The organism is Heyndrickxia vini (assembly GCF_016772275.1).
In the GTDB taxonomy this organism is placed as follows: Bacteria; Bacillota; Bacilli; order Bacillales; family Bacillaceae_C; genus Heyndrickxia; species Heyndrickxia vini.
This window is the reverse complement of the sequence record NZ_CP065425.1, coordinates 413,086-430,716: the sequence shown is the minus strand read 5'-3', so window position 1 is coordinate 430,716 and position 17,631 is coordinate 413,086. Positions and strand designations below refer to the sequence as shown.

Genomic DNA, 17,631 nt, shown 5'->3' with positions numbered 1-17,631 from the left:
TTACAATGTTTGCACCTCAAAAGTGAACCCGTTCTGCTCTGCTTCTTTTAGCTATTTCACAACCGATCCAACGCTTGCTGTAAATCCTCCCAAATATCTTCCCACGCTTCGAGGCCTACAGACAGACGAATGAGTTGGTCCGTAATTCCCATTGCCAAACGTTCCTTTTCAGGTACAACAGCATGTGTCATAGTCGCCGGATGCTGGATAAGTGATTCTGAATCACCTAAACTAACGGCAATTTTAATTAGTTGACAATGATTTAAAAACGCTTGCGCCTCTTCCTTCGTTCCATCAATTTCAAAGCTAATCATTCCCCCGGGATATCTCATTTGACGCTTAGCTAGCTCATATTGTGGAAAATCCGGATCCCCTGGAAAATACATCATCTTTACTTTCGGATGCTGTTTTAATTGGACTGCTATTTTTTTCGCATTTTCACAATGGCGATCCAACCTTACTGGTAATGTTTTTAACCCTCTAATGAGAAGCCATGCATCGAAGGGGCTAATGATTCCCCCAATATCCTTCAGCGTTGTCATTGCCATTTCTCCCATTTCTTCTCTTCTGCCAACGACAATCCCTGCAATTACATCACCGTGCCCGCCAATATATTTCGTTGCACTATGGATGACATAATCACATCCTAAAGTTAATGGCTGCTGTAAGTACGGAGAACAGAACGTATTATCAACGACGACCGGGATGCCTTTTTCCTTTGCAACCCGAGAAACCATCTCTAAATCTACGAGCTTCATCGTCGGATTAATCGGTGTTTCAATATAAATACAGGTTGTATTATCGCGAATCGCTGCGCGAACCGTTTCTTCATCGGCAAAATGGATAAGATCATGCTGAATTTGATGTTTCTTATTCATTAATTGCAGCAACCCAAATGTACAGCCATATATTCCTTCCGAACAAAGAATGTGATCACCAGTTTTCGTTAAGTAAAATAGGGTTGCAGAAACTGCAGCCATTCCTGATCCAAAGGCAAGTGCCACCTCCCCTTTTTCCAAGGCAGCCATTCTCTCCTCAAGTACTTTTACGGTTGGATTTCCTAAACGTGAATAAATATACCCCTCCGACTCTCCCGCAAATCTACGTTCTCCTTCTTCCGCAGACGGAAAAGTAAAGGTGGACGTTTGAAATAGCGGCGGAACAAGGCTGCCTTGATGCTGCAGCGAATCATATCCATTATGAATAACCTCTGTTTCAAACCTCTTTTGCTTCCCCATTCGTGTAACCTCCCCTAAAAATATGAAGCTATATATCTATCATATGCTAATCAAAAAAATAATGGAAGCGTTTTCACAACTTGGAAGGAGTGGACTTTGATAAGATTATGTTTTGGTTGGTTTATTCAACTGATCATTTATATCTAAGCAATTGTCTTTTTGGTTTTACATTTCATCCCACATTTGCAAAGGATACTATGCTTCAAGTATTTTATTTTAGTATGACATATAGGACAAATCGTTTTGTTTAACATATTCGAACACTCCTTTTATCCAACGAACTTTGACATTTTTTTATTCCGTCACCTTATATAAATATGCACTGTTTAAAAATAGGTACCCGCCTGCGAACGGATACCTACTCTAACCTGAGAATTTGAGAATTAAATTGAGAATTGCTATATTACTATTTTTAAAATGCTATTAAACTTCTTGAGGTAAAGGTAATCCTAGACCTTCAGCTATACGAGTCCCGTACTCTGGATCTGCTTTATAAAAATGTTGAACTTGACGAAGCTTAATATCTTCTATTTCCACAGGCTTCATTGCATCAACGATATTTGCGACTAAGCGAGTACGCTCTTCCTCACTTAACAATCGATATAAATCACCCGCTTGAGTGTAATGGTCGAATTCGTCATAAGAAACAGCATCTGCATATCCAGAAACGGCATAAGCAGCTTGTTTATCTTCTGGTGACTCCGCCGGACCATCGAAACTATTTGGTTCGTAATATACAGAGCCTCCGCCATTATTTCCGAAACGCATTTGACCATCGCGTTGATAGTTATTCACTTCATTTTTTGGACGGTTGATTGGTAATTGATTATGATTCGCGCCTACACGGTAACGATGGGCATCGGCATATGCAAATAAACGTCCTTGTAACATCTTATCTGGTGATACATCAACACCAGGTACTAATGTTCCAGGTGAGAATGTCGCTTGTTCGACTTCTGCAAAATAGTTTTCTGGATTACGATCAAGCACCATTCGACCGACTTCAATTAATGGATAGTCTTTTTGTGACCATACCTTCGTCACATCAAATGGATCAAAGCGATACGTATTGGCGTCCTCTAGAGGCATAATTTGTACATATAACTTCCATTCTGGGAAGTCGCCTTTTTCAATCGCATTAAATAAATCTTCCGTATGATAATCAGGATTTTCACCTGCTAATTTAGTCGCTAAATCTGGTGATAAGTTTTTCACGCCTTGTTCAGTTCTAAAGTGATATTTAATCCATGCCCCTTCTCCATCTTCATTTACCCATTTAAATGTATGGCTGCCATATCCATGCATATGGCGGAATGTTGCAGGTATTCCACGGTCAGACATCAAAATCGTGACCTGATGTAAAGATTCGGGTGATAATGACCAGAAATCCCAAATCGCTGTTGGGTTTTTTAAATGTGTTTGAGGATCACGTTTTTGCGTATGAATGAAATCAGGGAATTTGATTGCATCACGAATAAAGAAAACAGGGGTATTATTCCCTACGATATCGTAGTTTCCATCCTCTGTATAAAATTTAACTGCAAAGCCACGAGGATCACGAACTGTATCAGAAGAACCATTTTCACCAGCTACTGTTGAGAAGCGGATGAATAATGGTGTACGTTTACCCACACCATTAAATACTTTTGCTTTTGTATATTGTGAAACATCATTTGTTACTTCAAAATATCCGTGTGCACCCGCCCCTTTGGCATGAACAACACGTTCCGGTACACGTTCTCTATTAAAATGAGCTAATTTTTCTAGCAAATGTACATCTTGAATTAATGTTGGTCCGCGGGAGCCGGCTGTCATTGAATTTTGATTATCTCCTACTGGTGCACCCCAACTTGTCGTAAGCTTTTTATTTGTACTCAATCAAATCACCTCATCAAGTTATTTTGACTATGAAACTATAATAACACTTATTAAAATAAAATCAATCCTTTTTTATAATAATTATAATTTAGTAAGAAATACTAAATAATTATCTCTCTCTGTCCCACTACACATGTTATTCATCCGCACAAAAATTATGTCCAAAATAACAAATACTTATGGGTATCTATAAAAATAATAAAATTTACTAATCGGATGTTAAGGGATACTCTAAAAACAAGAACAGGGAGGGATTGACGATGCCAATCAATTTTCAGAATCCAAATGACCAATTCACCTACGCAAGAAGAGAAGCGGATACATCTTGGATACAATTTATTAAGAAAATATGTGATATTAAAGGAAAAAGTGTGCTTGATATCGGTTGTGGTGGAGGGATTTACTCAAAAGCCCTAGCTGAAATGGGGGCATCACATATAACTGCCTTAGATTTTTCCAAAAAGATTCTTTCCGCGGCAAAAGTTAATTTGCAAACCTATAAAAATATTGATTTCAAGTTGGGCAACGCGTCGCAAACGGAATTGCCTAGTGAACAATACGATATCGTGCTAATACGTGCCGTTATTCATCATCTAGAAGACATTGAACCTTCTTTCAAAGAAATTTTTCGCTTATTAAAACAAGGCGGCACCTGTATTATTCAAGATCGTACACCAGATGATTGCTTAGTAGATGGAAGCTCTGAACATATTAGAGGGTACTTTTTTGCAAAATATCCACAGCTAATAGAAAAGGATATCTCACGAAGACATTCAGCTAAGAAGGTTCATAAAGCATTAAAGCATACAGGATTTGACACAGTTACTGAACATACTTTGTGGGAAACAAGAAGGAAGTACGGGACTAAGCAGGAACTTTTTAATGATCTAATAAATCGAACTGGCCGCTCCATCCTACATGAGCTAAATGATAATCAATTGCAAGACCTAATTGATTATCTTGAGGAAAAGTTTCCGGACCATCAACCAATTGTTGAAAAAGATCGTTGGACGATTTGGAAAGCGGATAAGTACTAGACTAATAACTGACTAATTTTTAGCGGACACCAAATCCCTTATTTTTAAAAAGCGAGCTAATTTAGGGTTTAAAAGGACACTGGGTACGCTATTTACGAAAAACACAAGGAAATCACTGCTTTTTTTCGATATAGCGGATCTCATGTCCGTGAACATTAGGAATTAGCCCATTTTGTCATAGATAGCGGAACTAGTGTCCGTTTCACTTTCACAAAAAATGATTTAACACAAAAAGACCAAATCAGTAAACGATTTGGTCATAATGCTACTTCGCAAATTCCTCCACCAATTCACCGAATTGCTTCAACGCATTTTGAATCGGTTCTGGGGATGTTAAGTCGACACCTGTTTTCTTCAGTAACTCAAGCGGATAAGCCGAACTCCCACTTTTCAAAAATTCAAGATAGGATGCTAATGTTTCTTGGTCACCTTTTAAAATTCGATCCGCTAAATGGATAGCAGATGCAAATCCGGTTGCATATTTATAAACGTAAAATGGCCGATAGAAGTGTGGAATTCTCGACCAACCATATTTCACCTCATCATCAAAAACAACACCATCTCCATTATATTCCCGAAATAACGATTCATAGATCTCACTGAACACATTTGCATTTAATGGTTGCCCATTTTCTGCTTTTTCATGAGTAATTTTTTCAAACTCGGCAAACATCACCTGTGTAAATAGCGTACCTTTAAATTTATCAATAAAATGATTAAGCAAGTATTTCCGCATTTTTTCATCATTTACTTGTTCAAGCAAATAGTGAATAAGCAATACTTCATTTACTGTTGATGCAACTTCCGCCACAAAAATGCTATACTTCGCTGTAATTTGTGGTTGAGTTTTATGTGAGAAGTGACTGTGCATCGCATGACCCATTTCATGCACGAGTGTAAATAAGCTGTTTAAGTCATCATGATGATTTAATAAGACAAATGGATGCACGCCATATACACCTAAATTATAGGCGCCTGTACGTTTTCCGGGTGTCTCCCTTACATCAATGTACCTCGCATCTTTAAATGACTCCAGTGTTCTCGTATACTCTTCCCCTAGCGGTGACAACGCCTTAAGCATCGTAGCATATGCTTGTTCAAAGCAGATGTCTTGTTCAACTCCCTCCACTAAAGGAACAGATAAATCAAATTGACGAAGTTCCTCTACACCGAGCATTTCCTTACGTATTTGAGAGTAGCGATGCATAGGTGCTAAATGTTCTTTAGTCGTTGCAATTAAATTTTCGTATACTTCCTTTGGAACAAAATCGCTAAACAACGCCTTTTCCAATGCGGATGGATAATTACGTATCCGTGCAATCGTAACATTATTTTTCACAGCTGCCGCTAAAGTAGACGCAATCGAATTCTTTAATTGAACATACGGTTGGTAATAAGCCTTATATGCTTCCCTACGTTTGTCCCGATCCTTATTTTCAATCAGTTTGGAGTACATCCCACGTGTCAGTTCAACTTTTTCTCCGTCTTCATTTGTCACATCTCCAAATTTGATATCGGCATTATTTATCATGCTATATGTATGACTAGGTGATGAAAGTGCTTCCCCTAATTGAGAAATGACTTCTTCTTTCTCCTTTGTTAACACATGTGCTTTATAGCGATAGGCTTCAAATAAGTCTCTTTCAAAATAATTTAATCCTTCTTCTTCATCGATATACTTTTTTAACGTTGCTTCTTCTAAATTTAATAGAAATGGCATAAAAAAAGAAGTTGCCGCACTTAATTTTACACCTAGTTGCTTTGTCCGATCTTGTAGTGATTGGGCAAATGAATCACGTGTATCAATATCTACTTGTAACATTGCATAGGCAGCTACTTTGTTAAATAAAAAGGATACCTTTTCGTTTTTTGATAAATAGGATAATAAGGTTTGGCCATTATGGATATTCCCATCGTATTTCTTTAATCCTTCTGCCATATGTCCGATCTCTTGTACATCTGCTTCCCACGCTTCGATAGAAGGGTAAAGATCCTCCAATTTCCACTTTTCACCCTCTGGCACATCACTTCTTGATGCATAGGTATTCATCAAAACACTCCCTTATTTCTCGTAAATCTTTTTACGTTTGATACTATTTACTATAACCGATAACAATTCAAATAGTTAGAATTTTTCGTAAGTACATTTTCCTATTTTTTGTTCACTTGTTTTAAAAAAGACAAATCAAATGATTTGCCTTTACATCGGGTGAATTATTCTTTTATAAAACTCCATCCATCTTCTTGATAAATCTTTCCTTCTTTCATCAATCTGCCTAATGCACGTTTGAAAGCAGCTTTGCTCATGTCGAAACGAGCTGTGATGTCTTCTGGGTTGCTTTTATCCCAATAAGGCATTTTTCCACCGCGGCTTTGCAAATAGGAAAAAACCTTTTCCGCATCTTCATCTAATGCTTCATGACCACGGCTAAGAAGTGATACATTGATCGTGCCGTCTTCTTTCACATCAATAATCCGTCCTTCCACTTTTTGTCCTAGACGCGGTTCTTGTTTACGTTGTGTTTCATGAATAAATCCGATATAGTTTTCATCTGTTAAAAGGAAAGTTCCAATTTTCAATAAGCGGTATGCCCAGCCAGTAATATTTTTATTAAAATCCTTCCTAGTTGCTTTCTCAGCTATAGCCCGCATGGCATCCTCAGTCGCTAACTTCCCGAATAAGCGGCCGTTTTTATCCGTTTTCAACGAGCAGTACAGTCGATCACCGATTGCCGGCCAAAGGCTATGAAGTGCTGGAAGATCATCCTTCGATACGAGAATGTCTTTTACAATCCCGATTGATACAAACACACCAAGTGATTCCTTCACTTCAACGACCTCAACCCAATCATATTTTCCAATCTGTACAGTCGGAATCGTCATGGTAGCAGCTAATCTCCCTTGATGATCCTGAAATAAAAAAACTGTCTGTGCTTCATCTGGATCAAACTCATCCGGAACCTCACTATCATGAAGGAGCACATCCTCCTCCCCGTTTGTTAAAAAATACCCAAAAGGTGCTTCACGATCCACATCCAATGTTACTACCGTTCCCGCTTCAAGACTTGTCATATGTATATCCTACTTTCCTCAATAAATGTATGGAAGTAATTATAACATTGTTTTTCCCCAATTAAGAATAAAGAATCCATTTCAGTCGCAAAATAGATTTGAAAATTCTAAAGTGAGTGATGCCGATGAACAGAGAGAAGAATATTCATGTCAATGCCGATCCTCATTTTGATTCCAAATATGAAGGAATTGAAAATGACTCATTCGGCGGTCCTCAATTGGGACTTCGAGTCGATAAAAAAGTGGCGGATAATCCGTTTCATGTTACGTCTTTAAAAGCTGATCCCGAAATGGAACGCTTCTCAAAATGGTTTGATGGAAAAATACCTGGCAAAGAAGGCGAGGAAGAACAATGACACAATCAAAAGGACAGAAAGAACGACAATGGACCGTTCGAAAACAATCACAAAACCCTCATGGAAAAATTAAATCACTTGAGGAAATTGCAGAAGAGGTTACACCAACTAAGAGAAAGTGATTCGACATGTTTTTCATGGAGCATTCTTAAAAAGTCCTGTTGAATTGCACTTTCGCTTATTTTTAATCAAACGTTTGATTAATAAACTTAGCTGGAAATGTTGTCGATTATTTGCACCTACTCTTCAATCGCGAAAAAGTCAGCCCTTCAGGCTGACTTTTTACTGTTACTTTTTTAAATAGTTAATGACATCGATAAGCGATTTTGCATAGTCTTTATCGATCTTTCTGCCGCTATGCAATCTTACCTCAAGCTCAAGAGAATTTAAAAGAGTGCATCTAACAATTTTCAATTTCGCTCTTTGTGCTGTCTGTGCCTTGACTGAAAGACTTTTATAAATCCCTTTATTAGTAATGAATCCTTTTTCATATCCTGTATCAAGATATTCGTCTAAATGATTCAAATCCATCTGTACAACTAACGTAAATTCCTTAACACTTTCATTACCCGCTTGATCGACTGCTTTTACAACGATCGTATGATTTCCACGTGCTAATGTGAAAGGTTCAACTTTAACTGGATTCGACACTTCATTTCCATCCAATGTAATTGTAACATTAGCTACACCGCTGCCTTCGTCTGTTACATCTATAGTTTGTTCAAAAGATTCGTACGAATAGATGCTTAATGGATCGATATCTTTAATTACAGGCCCGGTAACATCAGCACTTGTAAAATGATCAAAACTTAATGGTTTTAGCTGATATAAATCTTTAAAAACGGATGAAATACCTGTTATATTGAGCACATCGCCATTCTTATATTTTTTCGAAAACTCATCATAGGTAACACCTGTACGCTCATCTACACGAATTCGCGTTGTCTTTCCATCCTTAGTTGCATCGAATTCAAATGCACGACCGGCAACCGCTAAATTTGCGATTTTGACATTTTCTAATTGCACAAGTTGTCCTTGATTTGCGTCTTCTAATTCGGCCACAATTTTGGCTTTAGGTACAGGCTTTGTCCCTGTTTTTTCTATCGCTACTGGATTCGATAGCTCAAGTTCATTATTAAACACTTCTGTTGATGCTGTGATTTTTAGAACATCACCTACTTGATAGCCCGCTTCATTTTGGAAAACATAAATTCCAGCAGTGTCATCCTGTAAATAGAACCCTTGTCCCCCAAAGGCACCCGGTTTAGAAGTAACAACACCTTCAATCGTCACCGTTTTTCCTACCTGTGCAGTTCTTGCATCTTGAATTGAAACTTTTTCTGGTAAGTTCGGCTTATCATCCGGAAGCGGCTCAGCATTCACATTATCAACCGTTACCGCTTCTGTAATGATATTCTTGCTGCCACTTTTTAATCGTAAGCTAGCAGCACCTGATTTAGCAGGATTGATTTTTACAGTTAAATCTTTACTTGCATGGCCCGTTTTATCAGCTGTAACGGAAAATTCCGAGCTATAATTATAAGAAGTTGGCCACGTGCCGTCCTCATTTTGGAATTTCGCAATTTGCTCTCCACCGGTTAAATAAATTCCCGCCTTTAACCCAGAAACAGTTTGTCCTGGAGCCAAATGATCAACGGATACACGAATTTGGAATTCTTGTTGATTTGGCAACACAGCTTGATGAACAAATGAATATTCTGCATTTACTTCAGCAGGCTTAGATGATCCATAAGATCCTGCAGCAAATGTGCTAGAATCATACCATTTATAACCTGCGGCAGGAGGAGACCAAGGCTCTGCCTGCGGTTCTGTAGACTGACTCGGAATTTCCATATCTAATATTGGAGATTCTTTATCTAAGGGAATTTTCCCTTCGAAACTTGTATAATCTTCATCTACAGCTAACCAGTCAATTATATTTGTTAAAAGAACAGCATCATCTTGTTCTTTAAAACCATCATACGTTGTTTTCTTTGAACCGTTTTCTTCACGTACATATTTTGGAGTAGCATCCTCAACTGGGGAAGAATCACCAATAAATGCAGCTTTTCCTTTTCCAAGTTTTGAAATCGCTGCATAGGCGCCCTCATCCACACCGCCGCCAAAATATACACCTTGATCAACAGCATTATTCCATTTATCTTTAGAAGATAATGATGGAAGGTAAACTAGACCTTTTGCACGTGTCGGATCTGTAATAGCTACGGTGGAACCTGCATGTACTGCAACAGAATCAACGCCACTTGTAATACCGAAAGTATTATTAGGAGAAACGATTGTTGTTGCATTTACATCACCGACCGCATTATAGCGAAAACGAAGCCCAAAGTTATCAGATAACCAATCAGAGCTTTCTACACCTTGCATGGCTTGTGAGTTAGCTTCTTCAGTCGTCATTCCTTTGGCAGGATTTTCGAAGGCACCACGACGATATCCATTGAACACCTCAGAAGCATCCCAACGGTTTTTGTTACGATCCGCATTGTAGTGATCAGCAATAAAGAAAATACTTCCGCCTGCTTGTACATATTGAATCATTGCATTTTGTTCAGATTTTTTATACGGAATATTTGCTTCTCCAATCACAAATACATCATATGTTTTCAAATCATCATACGTAATTGGTGTCGTCTTACGAAGTTCTTTTACAGAGTAACCTTTTTTTGCAATGGCATTTCCAAAATCAGAAAATCCCCCATCTATGACCCAGTCAGCTGCCCCAGCTGTTTGACCGTGGGTATTATCAAACAATACCTTTTTCCCATTATCATTTGTAGGTTTAATCTCCGGTGCTGGATCATTCGGACCCTCAGCATGTACAGCTTGTAACCCGGACAGGGATGGCAAAGTTCCTACTACAAGAATTGCCATGACAACCTTTAAAAACAGGCTTTTTACCTTCTTCATATGTTACCTCCCATAGGAATTTAGTAATATGACACATTTTTCTACTAGAATCATAGAAATGTGACATACCTAAGACTACTTTATCAACATTTTTTTCATTCACATATAGGGCAAAACGCCTGAAAAACGTAAAGATTCGATTAATTGCTAGGTCTATTATAATAGGTCTGAGAAAACTATACTGGAACACACAAAAAAAACAGTCTCATTTTGTAAACGAGACTGTTTTTCTTTTCCGTTATTGTATGTGCTATTATGCTAATTGAAAAATTGTTATTAAGGACTGTTTTCTCAAAAAGAAATAATCCTAAACCCGATTATTTCTTATCGTTATTTCGTATTGAATGATAAATCCTAATATTGTTTGTCTTCAGGGCATATTTTCGTAAACTCCCTTAACATCCAAATTAAGTATCACTTCTTTCATTCAAATGCAAAATGTTTTACGAAAATAGCCTTACTCAATAACCGGCAGAATTCTTGTTTCTTTGTCCATGTCTGAATGACAAAGCGGGCATTTCGGTTTTTCATCTAAACTGAATGCTTCTCTCATCCATCCCTGGCAGCTATCACTTGTACAGGACCAAACATTTGTTTCGACTTCGGGAACAGGCTCTTTCTGGCCTTTAAAATATGCCATAACGATTCTCCCTTCTATGTACTACTATTAGTATATCCTATTTAAGAAATTTAAGATATATTATTGAATTCTTTTTGAACTTTGCTAAAAAGTGTAAAGCAAAAAGGAAATCGGCGTTTTCGCCGACTTCCCTTAATTTTCTCTACGTTTATAGCCAAGCTGCTCCAACAATAATAAGTAGGATGAATAACACAACGATTAGCGCGAATCCGCCACCTCTTCCGAATCCACCACCGTAGCCATATCCAGCTCCTCCATAACCGCCGCAGCCACAACCGCCACCGAAGCCTCCGTAACCAAACATCAATCGATCCACTCCTTTAACATAATTTTGTTAGTACAGATACGCTGCTCCAACAATTATTAACAAAATAAATAGGACGACGAGCAATGCAAATCCTGTTCCAAATCCTGCTCCACCCATTTATAACCACCTCCCCTTTCCTTTACACTTATAGACTATGGAAAAATGACTCCGTGCGATTGGGGATATGACCATTTTTTAAAAATTTAGGCTACCTTTAAAAACGCCAATTAGAAGTAGGAACAATCGATAAAAAAAATGGACAGCCTTCCATAGGAAAACTGCCCTGTTTTGTATTTTTTTAGACCCTTTTTGCTAACATCAACAAGGTCATATCATCCATTGGCGGATTATGTAGTCCCGCTCTAACATCTCGATAATATCGTTGCAGGGGACTTTTTTCTGATAAACTTCTTGCACCGACAATTCGCATCGCTAGATCAACGATTTCCACAGCATGATTCGTCACTGCTAATTTAACTGCCCCGAGTTCCGGTGCCATTTGGTTTTGTATTTCTGGAGATGATTCATCCCACATTTTCGCTACCGAATATAGAAAATGACGCGATTGCATAAGTTGCAGTTCAATTTCTCCAATCTTCTGTTGGATGGCAGGTAACTCAAAAATGGGGTGCGACAAACTATTCGGAGTGTAATTTTTTGCGAAAAAAACTGCCTCACGTTTTGCCGCTTCTGCTATTCCTAAATAACAGGCGGGAATATGAAGCAGGTATCCCGTTACTGCCTTTTTACGATTCGAAAGTTTTTCAGTTAAGTAGTTTAATGGAATTTTCACATTATCTAACACTAAATCATGACTACCTGATGCTCGCATGGCTACACTGTCCCATGTTTCCTCAATGAAAACGCCATCTAAGTCACGAGGGATTAAAAAGAAGGCAACATCATTTGTTTCCTCAATAGTTGCAGAAACAACAAAAAAATCAAGCATTGGCGACATCGTTGAAAATGTCTTTCTTCCATTAATTATCCATTGATCGCCAAGCTGAACCGCGGTTGTGAGCGGTTTACCCCCTCTTGTCGGACTTCCCGTTTGCTCCTCTGTTGCACACACATTAAGTAACTCTCCCTCACTCACTTTCCGACAAATATAGGAAAATAGCTTTTCCTCCCATGGACGGTTTTTCGCTAAATTCATCATTAGTCCCATATGCCAGCCTATCGATAAAGCAGTTGCTCCATCACCAATGGCGATTTCTTCTTGAAATCGCACAAAATCATATAAAGGGATCTCTCCCCCGCCATACATCTTAGGTGCCGTAAGTTGTGTATATTTGATTCTCTTTAAGTCACGGATATTTTCGAATGGAAAGCGTCCTTCTTGATCATTTTTTGCTGCCCGCTTTTTAAAAATGGGTATGAATTCCCTAATTGCAATCAACCGTTCATCTATCGTTTGTAAAGCTAGTAAATCCATTGACTACACCTCTCTCATCAAGACTATATCTTTATTTTAACGATTCTTAAATTCAATTTCTACTGAATAGGTCGGAATTAATAAATTATTAAATAGACAAATAGTTTTCAAGTTATCCGTTTGTATAATGATAAAATAAAATAAAGAAGGGAGTTTAACATGGTCCTACTATTTTTATTCTTATTTATCGCTGCTCCTATCACCATATTCATTCACGAGTTTGGACATGCACTCGGTTCATTACTAATGAGGGCAGATAAAATTGAAATGAATATAGGTTCCGGCAGGAAAATCTATTCCATCCACTGTTATAAATGGACAATAAATGTTTATCTTCTATATATACTTGGGGCACATACATTTAGTGAACGGGAGCCTTATTTCTCAAAATTGGAGCAAATAGTTATTACCGCTTTCGGACCATTACTTAATGGTGTCGTTTGGTTTATTTTTCAGTGGTGGATACCAATACACTCTCAAAATATTTGGCAGCTTTTTGCTTTATTTAACTTATGGTTATTTTTAGTTAATCTTATCCCTTTCAAGATCGGCGGAAAACAATCAGATGGTTATACAATTTTGCAAAAACTACTAACAAAAAAGGTTGATTAACAACATTCATTCATGCCGTCAATCAACCTTTTTACTTACATTTCTTGCTTTTCAGCTGCTTTTTCTAACTCTTGGATTCTCGCATCGAACATACTTTGTTCGTATCCCGTATTGATTTTGGTTTCAAGTTGCTCCATGTACCGTTCTGTTTCCTCGAAACGATTGGTAGATTTACCAACAACTGATTGATCAAGAACTGTGTTTACTTTCGCGTTCGCCTTCATCGTATTTTCTTTTCCCATCAATTCCATCCGTTTAAAATGCATATCCTTTAATTTCAGCTTCATTTCACGATGTCTCTTTTCAAGGTCTTCTAATTGGATGGTCACTTGAGTGTAAGCCTCTTTTAAACGAATGACTTGATCTTTATACATCGCTTCTTCATGAATCGCTGTTTCATAAAGGGATTCTTCATTCGCCGCTAATGCGATTGCCGCTTGTTTCTTTCTTTTTTCCTCCATAAATTCAGCTTGTTGTAATTCACGGTAGAATTCTTCTTTCAATATATACTGTCTTTCAATTAATTTACCCACTTTATTTGTTTCGTTTTCACTTTCGCGAAGATACTGATTTAATAATGCGATTGGATTTTTCTCTTCCTTCTTATCCATTACTGCGTTAATATCAGCTAATACGGTATTTTTAATTTTTTCAAATAATGTTGTCATTTTTATAATCTCCTTCTGTATTAAAATTTTCCTTTAATGTCATTCCATTGTTGATCAAAGCTTGTAAACGGGTCTTTCGATGATTGGGTGGGCTTCTCTTCCTTTTTCCAATTTTTATACCCTACATAAAGAAGGTACAAAGCTAATATCCCCGCAAGTGCTGGTAAATTTGAAAAAGTAGCTCCTATAGCAACTACCCCAATAATCGCCCATAACAATTTCCCTCCAAATGAATCGGATTTAAGAAATTGCTTGAGTGAAAAGTAGGCAATCGCCACACTAATTACTAATCCGATAATATTTCCTATACTAGTTAAAGCGACAATGCCTAACACACCTGCTAAAATAAACATCAAGATTTTTTTCATTTTCATTTCCCCTTTCGATACTTTAATGATAATGAAATCCTCTCAATCAATTAACAATCCAGAGCTTTATTTTTTTATCGGACTTAAGGCTTAATTGGTGGAAACGTTTTCAGAAATTTCTTTATATTTTTATTTCCGAAAGGGTTGACTTTTTCTTTGAAGAATATAAAATAAATTTAATTTCAAAATTATTTATTAATTCAAAATTAACAGAAACAGAGAGGTGTTGCGTTCTTTAAATTGACCAATATTACTTAACGAACAACAAGAAAGAGTGGAGGATTTGCATGCTAAATGAACCTATTATTGCAACTGTGTTTGTACTCGCTTTGCTCATTATCGGTGAATTAATTTCAATTGCTAGTCGAGCGAGAATTCCGATGTTGTTTGTTGTCTTTTTCGGTTACTTAATCGCCCTTTGGACAGGCATTTTTCCAAACAACATTTTAGAAAAAACTCCTTTAACTGCTGTAGGAGGGATATTGATTGCTCCTTTAATCGTTCATATGGGGACTCTTATTCCATTAAAAACATTAAAAACACAATATAAATCTGTCGTCGTATCCATTATTGGAATTATTTTTGCTACTATCTTAATCTTATTAGTTGTTGCACCTATTCTTGGTTATCAAACGGCAGTTTCGGGAATTGGGCCATTAACAGGAGGGCTCATTGCATTTGTTATTACCTCGGAAAAGCTTCAAGAAATTGGACTAACATCAATTATCGTGATTCCCGCTCTCGTTCTTGCTGTACAAAGCTTAATAGGGTTGCCACTTGCATCAAATTTCCTTCGAAAATATGCGTTGAAATTACGTGATGAGAGGCCATCGGAAGAAGTATTGAAAGAAACTGCAGCTACGGTGGAGCAGGCAGAACCTGCCGCTAAATCATGGGTTTCCGAAAAATATGCCACACCAATCGTTTTATTATTTCAATTATTTATTGGTGGAGGATTAGCTGTTTTACTCGGAAATTGGACAGGCATTCACTATAGTTTATGGGCATTAGCTATCGGGTTTATCGGAATACTAACTGGATTTTTCCGAGAAAACATGATGCAAAGGGCAAACTCCTTTGGAATCGCCACAGCCGGATTAATCTTTGTCCTCTTGCCATCATTAAACTCAGTTACCTTATCTATTTTTATCAAAAACTTACCTGCTGTTCTTCTTATTTTACTCGTCGGAGCCATTGGGATTATTATTGGAGGCATTGTTGGTTCGAAAATCTTTAAGTGGGATAAATACTTAGGGATTCCCGTCGCTTTAACAGCATTATTCGGTTTTCCAGGTGACTATATGATTTGTGAGGAAATTAGTCGTTCCATTGCTCGAAATAAACAAGAGGAGAAATGGATCTTTTCCCAAATCCTTACTCCGCTATTAATAGGCGGATTTACAACCGTAACCGTGGCTTCGGTTATACTTGCAAGTGTATTAATGGGAACCTTATAATACGAAAGGACAACCTTTTCACACAGAAAGGTTGTCCTTTTTACCTTATTTTTCAATAGATTGTCCATCGTCTAGCGATTTTGGCATGTTCATTAATTGTCTTTTCTTTTCCCCATAATATCCGCTGTTAAAAAGTCATATGGGAGATGGAATCTTTCATTATTTATCAATAATTCCTGCAAATCTTCCTCTTCTTTGGCGCTTTGTTTAATTTGATCCATTTCCTTATGGATACTTTCCATTTTCTTATCTAATATGGTAGCAGATATTGCTGCTTCCTTTAAATCGTCTTTAATTTTTTGCGGAACCTCTTTATTATATTTATAGTAAATTTTATGCTCCAAACTTGCCCAAAAATCCATTGCAATCGTTCGAATTTGAATTTCAACATATACATGTTCTTCCCTATCCGACATAAAGATTGGAATTTTGATAATTAAATGGAGGCTTTGATAGCCATTTTCTTTAGAATTCTTTATATAATCTTTTACTTCAATCACTTCTACATCTCTTTGTTTTTGTAGCATATTGCTAATTTCATATATATCCGATATAAACGAACATGTAATACGAATCCCAGCAATATCACGGATTTTTTCTTTAATTATAGGCAACGAAAAATCATACCCTTTTTTCTGCACCTTTCTCAAGATGCTTTTTGGGGATTTTATCCGTGATTTCACATGCTCGATTGGATTATAATCATGTATTAATTGAAATTCTTGCTTTAATATATCAATTTTCGTATTTACTTCATCTAAAGCAAATTTATATCCCATCATGAAGCGAAGGATTTCCCTTTTCAAGGATTCCATTCCATTTAAATTGTTGGTTTCGACTAGCTCCATTTCTATTTCCCCTTTTTCCATGTTGTCGCAAGTATTAGGTTCTAACCGGTTTTTTACACAATGTGACATTTATTCCTTGTTTCTGTAGTTTAGCTATGAGTTTTTTTAAATTTTTTAGGTAAATTGACTTTTCCTTCATCATTAATCCACTCATATGACACAGTGTCACTGTAGTATATTTTTATAATAGATGACACAATGTCATTTGTCAACAGCTATCATGACACAGTGTCATTTCATTTTGAGCAAAAAAATAAACCTTACTAAATGAAATAGTAGGTTTAATAACTTTTATTGTTATTTGAGATTACATTGTAATTTGCATGGCGGAGAAGGTGGGATTTGAACCCACGCAGGCGGTTAACCCCTAACGCATTTCGAGTGCGTCCCCTTCAGCCTCTTGGGTACTCCTCCATTTACTTTTATTATATAGGAAAACCGAAGCCTATGACAAACGAAATACTTAAACTTCCGATATTTTTTATTGGAATAGTAAATCAATATTTCGGTTACATTATCGTTAATTACATTACATATTAAAAGGAGGAATCCTAGATGGAAAATATCGATTTTCTATCCTTTAAAGAAGACTGGACATATATTAAAAGAATGTTAATTAGTGTTGCGGTACAATTAGAGGAGAATCATGATTATATACGAGAACGTGCAATTGGAGACTTAATCGATATTATTCAAGAAATGGATAAACGGGAGCCTAAGAAAGAGTAGCTCCCATTTTATTTACCTTTTATATTATATTAAAATAATTTATTATAAACAATTGGTA

At 37.0% G+C, this 17,631-nt stretch carries 18 protein-coding genes and 1 tRNA gene; 6 read left to right on the top strand and 13 right to left on the bottom strand.

Annotated features, from left to right (window positions below):
* Positions 1-56: 56 nt before the first annotated feature.
* The gene (gene megL, locus I5776_RS02280; RefSeq protein ID WP_202778779.1) at positions 57-1,238 is read right to left on the bottom strand and encodes a methionine gamma-lyase; all 1,182 of its coding nucleotides are present in this window, start codon (positions 1,236-1,238) and stop codon (positions 57-59) included.
* A 423-nt stretch (positions 1,239-1,661) separates the two neighbouring features.
* Positions 1,662-3,053 carry a catalase KatA gene (gene katA, locus I5776_RS02275; protein ID WP_425490367.1) on the bottom strand — a complete coding sequence of 464 codons (1,392 nt, stop codon included), beginning with the start codon at positions 3,051-3,053 and terminating at the stop codon, positions 1,662-1,664.
* Between the two features lie 323 nt (positions 3,054-3,376).
* On the opposite strand from katA, the gene I5776_RS02270 reads away from it, so the two are divergent.
* Positions 3,377-4,153: a class I SAM-dependent methyltransferase gene (locus I5776_RS02270; protein WP_202778777.1), complete on the top strand. Its 777-nt coding sequence runs from the start codon at positions 3,377-3,379 to the stop codon at positions 4,151-4,153.
* Between the two features lie 265 nt (positions 4,154-4,418).
* Here the strand turns inward: I5776_RS02270 and pepF are convergent, their stop codons facing one another.
* Entirely contained in the window at positions 4,419-6,203 is a 1,785-nt protein-coding gene (gene pepF / locus I5776_RS02265) for an oligoendopeptidase F (RefSeq protein ID WP_202778776.1), read from the bottom strand.
* 164 nt (positions 6,204-6,367) lie between these two features.
* Positions 6,368-7,225: a CvfB family protein gene (locus I5776_RS02260; RefSeq protein WP_202778775.1), complete on the bottom strand. Its 858-nt coding sequence runs from the start codon at positions 7,223-7,225 to the stop codon at positions 6,368-6,370.
* Between the two features lie 125 nt (positions 7,226-7,350).
* Here I5776_RS02260 and I5776_RS02255 point away from each other — a divergent pair, with 125 nt between their 5' ends.
* Both I5776_RS02255 and I5776_RS21340 read left to right on the top strand, forming a co-directional pair.
* On the top strand, positions 7,351-7,581 hold the full coding sequence (locus I5776_RS02255) for a hypothetical protein (protein ID WP_202778774.1): 231 nt from the start codon (positions 7,351-7,353) through the stop codon (positions 7,579-7,581).
* Positions 7,578-7,703 (top strand): DUF6254 family protein, encoded by a 126-nt coding sequence (locus tag I5776_RS21340; RefSeq protein ID WP_246483883.1) that lies wholly within the window; start codon positions 7,578-7,580, stop codon positions 7,701-7,703. Before I5776_RS02255 ends, I5776_RS21340 begins: the two co-directional genes overlap by 4 nt.
* A gap of 166 nt (positions 7,704-7,869) precedes the next feature.
* On the opposite strand, the gene I5776_RS02250 is transcribed toward I5776_RS21340, so the two are convergent.
* From I5776_RS02250 to I5776_RS02230, 5 genes are all read right to left on the bottom strand, one after another.
* The gene (locus I5776_RS02250) at positions 7,870-10,509 is read right to left on the bottom strand and encodes a DUF5689 domain-containing protein (protein ID WP_202778773.1); all 2,640 of its coding nucleotides are present in this window, start codon (positions 10,507-10,509) and stop codon (positions 7,870-7,872) included.
* Positions 10,510-10,966: 457 nt separating this feature from the next.
* Positions 10,967-11,149 carry a cold-shock protein gene (locus I5776_RS02245; protein WP_066225803.1) on the bottom strand — a complete coding sequence of 61 codons (183 nt, stop codon included), beginning with the start codon at positions 11,147-11,149 and terminating at the stop codon, positions 10,967-10,969.
* A gap of 148 nt (positions 11,150-11,297) precedes the next feature.
* Entirely contained in the window at positions 11,298-11,453 is a 156-nt protein-coding gene (locus I5776_RS02240) for a YjcZ family sporulation protein (protein ID WP_202778772.1), read from the bottom strand.
* Positions 11,454-11,483: 30 nt separating this feature from the next.
* On the bottom strand, positions 11,484-11,573 hold the full coding sequence (locus I5776_RS02235; protein ID WP_084347325.1) for a YjcZ family sporulation protein: 90 nt from the start codon (positions 11,571-11,573) through the stop codon (positions 11,484-11,486).
* Between the two features lie 181 nt (positions 11,574-11,754).
* The gene (locus tag I5776_RS02230) at positions 11,755-12,891 is read right to left on the bottom strand and encodes an acyl-CoA dehydrogenase family protein (RefSeq protein ID WP_202778771.1); all 1,137 of its coding nucleotides are present in this window, start codon (positions 12,889-12,891) and stop codon (positions 11,755-11,757) included.
* Between the two features lie 159 nt (positions 12,892-13,050).
* Between I5776_RS02230 and I5776_RS02225 the strand changes: the two genes are divergently transcribed.
* On the top strand, positions 13,051-13,503 hold the full coding sequence (locus I5776_RS02225; RefSeq protein ID WP_202778770.1) for a zinc metalloprotease: 453 nt from the start codon (positions 13,051-13,053) through the stop codon (positions 13,501-13,503).
* A gap of 35 nt (positions 13,504-13,538) precedes the next feature.
* On the opposite strand, the gene I5776_RS02220 is transcribed toward I5776_RS02225, so the two are convergent.
* Both I5776_RS02220 and I5776_RS02215 read right to left on the bottom strand, forming a co-directional pair.
* A complete protein-coding gene (locus I5776_RS02220) occupies positions 13,539-14,171 on the bottom strand; it encodes a PspA/IM30 family protein (RefSeq protein ID WP_202778769.1) in 633 nt (210 codons plus the stop codon).
* 20 nt (positions 14,172-14,191) lie between these two features.
* Entirely contained in the window at positions 14,192-14,539 is a 348-nt protein-coding gene (locus tag I5776_RS02215; RefSeq protein WP_202778768.1) for a lmo0954 family membrane protein, read from the bottom strand.
* Between the two features lie 287 nt (positions 14,540-14,826).
* Here I5776_RS02215 and I5776_RS02210 point away from each other — a divergent pair, with 287 nt between their 5' ends.
* Positions 14,827-15,996: a hypothetical protein gene (locus I5776_RS02210; RefSeq protein ID WP_202778767.1), complete on the top strand. Its 1,170-nt coding sequence runs from the start codon at positions 14,827-14,829 to the stop codon at positions 15,994-15,996.
* A 92-nt stretch (positions 15,997-16,088) separates the two neighbouring features.
* On the opposite strand, the gene I5776_RS02205 is transcribed toward I5776_RS02210, so the two are convergent.
* Both I5776_RS02205 and I5776_RS02200 read right to left on the bottom strand, forming a co-directional pair.
* Complete coding sequence (locus I5776_RS02205) at positions 16,089-16,844, bottom strand: GTP pyrophosphokinase (protein WP_202778766.1); 756 nt, start codon at positions 16,842-16,844, stop codon at positions 16,089-16,091.
* Positions 16,845-17,168: 324 nt separating this feature from the next.
* Positions 17,169-17,258: transfer RNA gene (locus I5776_RS02200), tRNA-Ser, on the bottom strand.
* Between the two features lie 141 nt (positions 17,259-17,399).
* Here I5776_RS02200 and I5776_RS02195 point away from each other — a divergent pair.
* Positions 17,400-17,573 carry a hypothetical protein gene (locus I5776_RS02195; RefSeq protein ID WP_202778765.1) on the top strand — a complete coding sequence of 58 codons (174 nt, stop codon included), beginning with the start codon at positions 17,400-17,402 and terminating at the stop codon, positions 17,571-17,573.
* Positions 17,574-17,631: the final 58 nt, after the last annotated feature.

Coding starts and splice junctions, on each gene's coding strand:
- megL (WP_202778779.1), bottom strand. CDS start 1,238: ATGGGGAAGCAAAAGAGGTTTGAAACAGAGGTTATTCATAATGGATAT.
- katA (WP_425490367.1), bottom strand. CDS start 3,053: ATGACAGCCGGCTCCCGCGGACCAACATTAATTCAAGATGTACATTTG.
- I5776_RS02270 (WP_202778777.1), top strand. CDS start 3,377: ATGCCAATCAATTTTCAGAATCCAAATGACCAATTCACCTACGCAAGA.
- pepF (WP_202778776.1), bottom strand. CDS start 6,203: ATGAATACCTATGCATCAAGAAGTGATGTGCCAGAGGGTGAAAAGTGG.
- I5776_RS02260 (WP_202778775.1), bottom strand. CDS start 7,225: ATGACAAGTCTTGAAGCGGGAACGGTAGTAACATTGGATGTGGATCGT.
- I5776_RS02255 (WP_202778774.1), top strand. CDS start 7,351: ATGAACAGAGAGAAGAATATTCATGTCAATGCCGATCCTCATTTTGAT.
- I5776_RS21340 (WP_246483883.1), top strand. CDS start 7,578: ATGACACAATCAAAAGGACAGAAAGAACGACAATGGACCGTTCGAAAA.
- I5776_RS02250 (WP_202778773.1), bottom strand. CDS start 10,509: ATGAAGAAGGTAAAAAGCCTGTTTTTAAAGGTTGTCATGGCAATTCTT.
- I5776_RS02245 (WP_066225803.1), bottom strand. CDS start 11,149: ATGGCATATTTTAAAGGCCAGAAAGAGCCTGTTCCCGAAGTCGAAACA.
- I5776_RS02240 (WP_202778772.1), bottom strand. CDS start 11,453: ATGTTTGGTTACGGAGGCTTCGGTGGCGGTTGTGGCTGCGGCGGTTAT.
- I5776_RS02235 (WP_084347325.1), bottom strand. CDS start 11,573: ATGGGTGGAGCAGGATTTGGAACAGGATTTGCATTGCTCGTCGTCCTA.
- I5776_RS02230 (WP_202778771.1), bottom strand. CDS start 12,891: ATGGATTTACTAGCTTTACAAACGATAGATGAACGGTTGATTGCAATT.
- I5776_RS02225 (WP_202778770.1), top strand. CDS start 13,051: ATGGTCCTACTATTTTTATTCTTATTTATCGCTGCTCCTATCACCATA.
- I5776_RS02220 (WP_202778769.1), bottom strand. CDS start 14,171: ATGACAACATTATTTGAAAAAATTAAAAATACCGTATTAGCTGATATT.
- I5776_RS02215 (WP_202778768.1), bottom strand. CDS start 14,539: ATGAAAAAAATCTTGATGTTTATTTTAGCAGGTGTGTTAGGCATTGTC.
- I5776_RS02210 (WP_202778767.1), top strand. CDS start 14,827: ATGCTAAATGAACCTATTATTGCAACTGTGTTTGTACTCGCTTTGCTC.
- I5776_RS02205 (WP_202778766.1), bottom strand. CDS start 16,844: ATGGAGCTAGTCGAAACCAACAATTTAAATGGAATGGAATCCTTGAAA.
- I5776_RS02195 (WP_202778765.1), top strand. CDS start 17,400: ATGGAAAATATCGATTTTCTATCCTTTAAAGAAGACTGGACATATATT.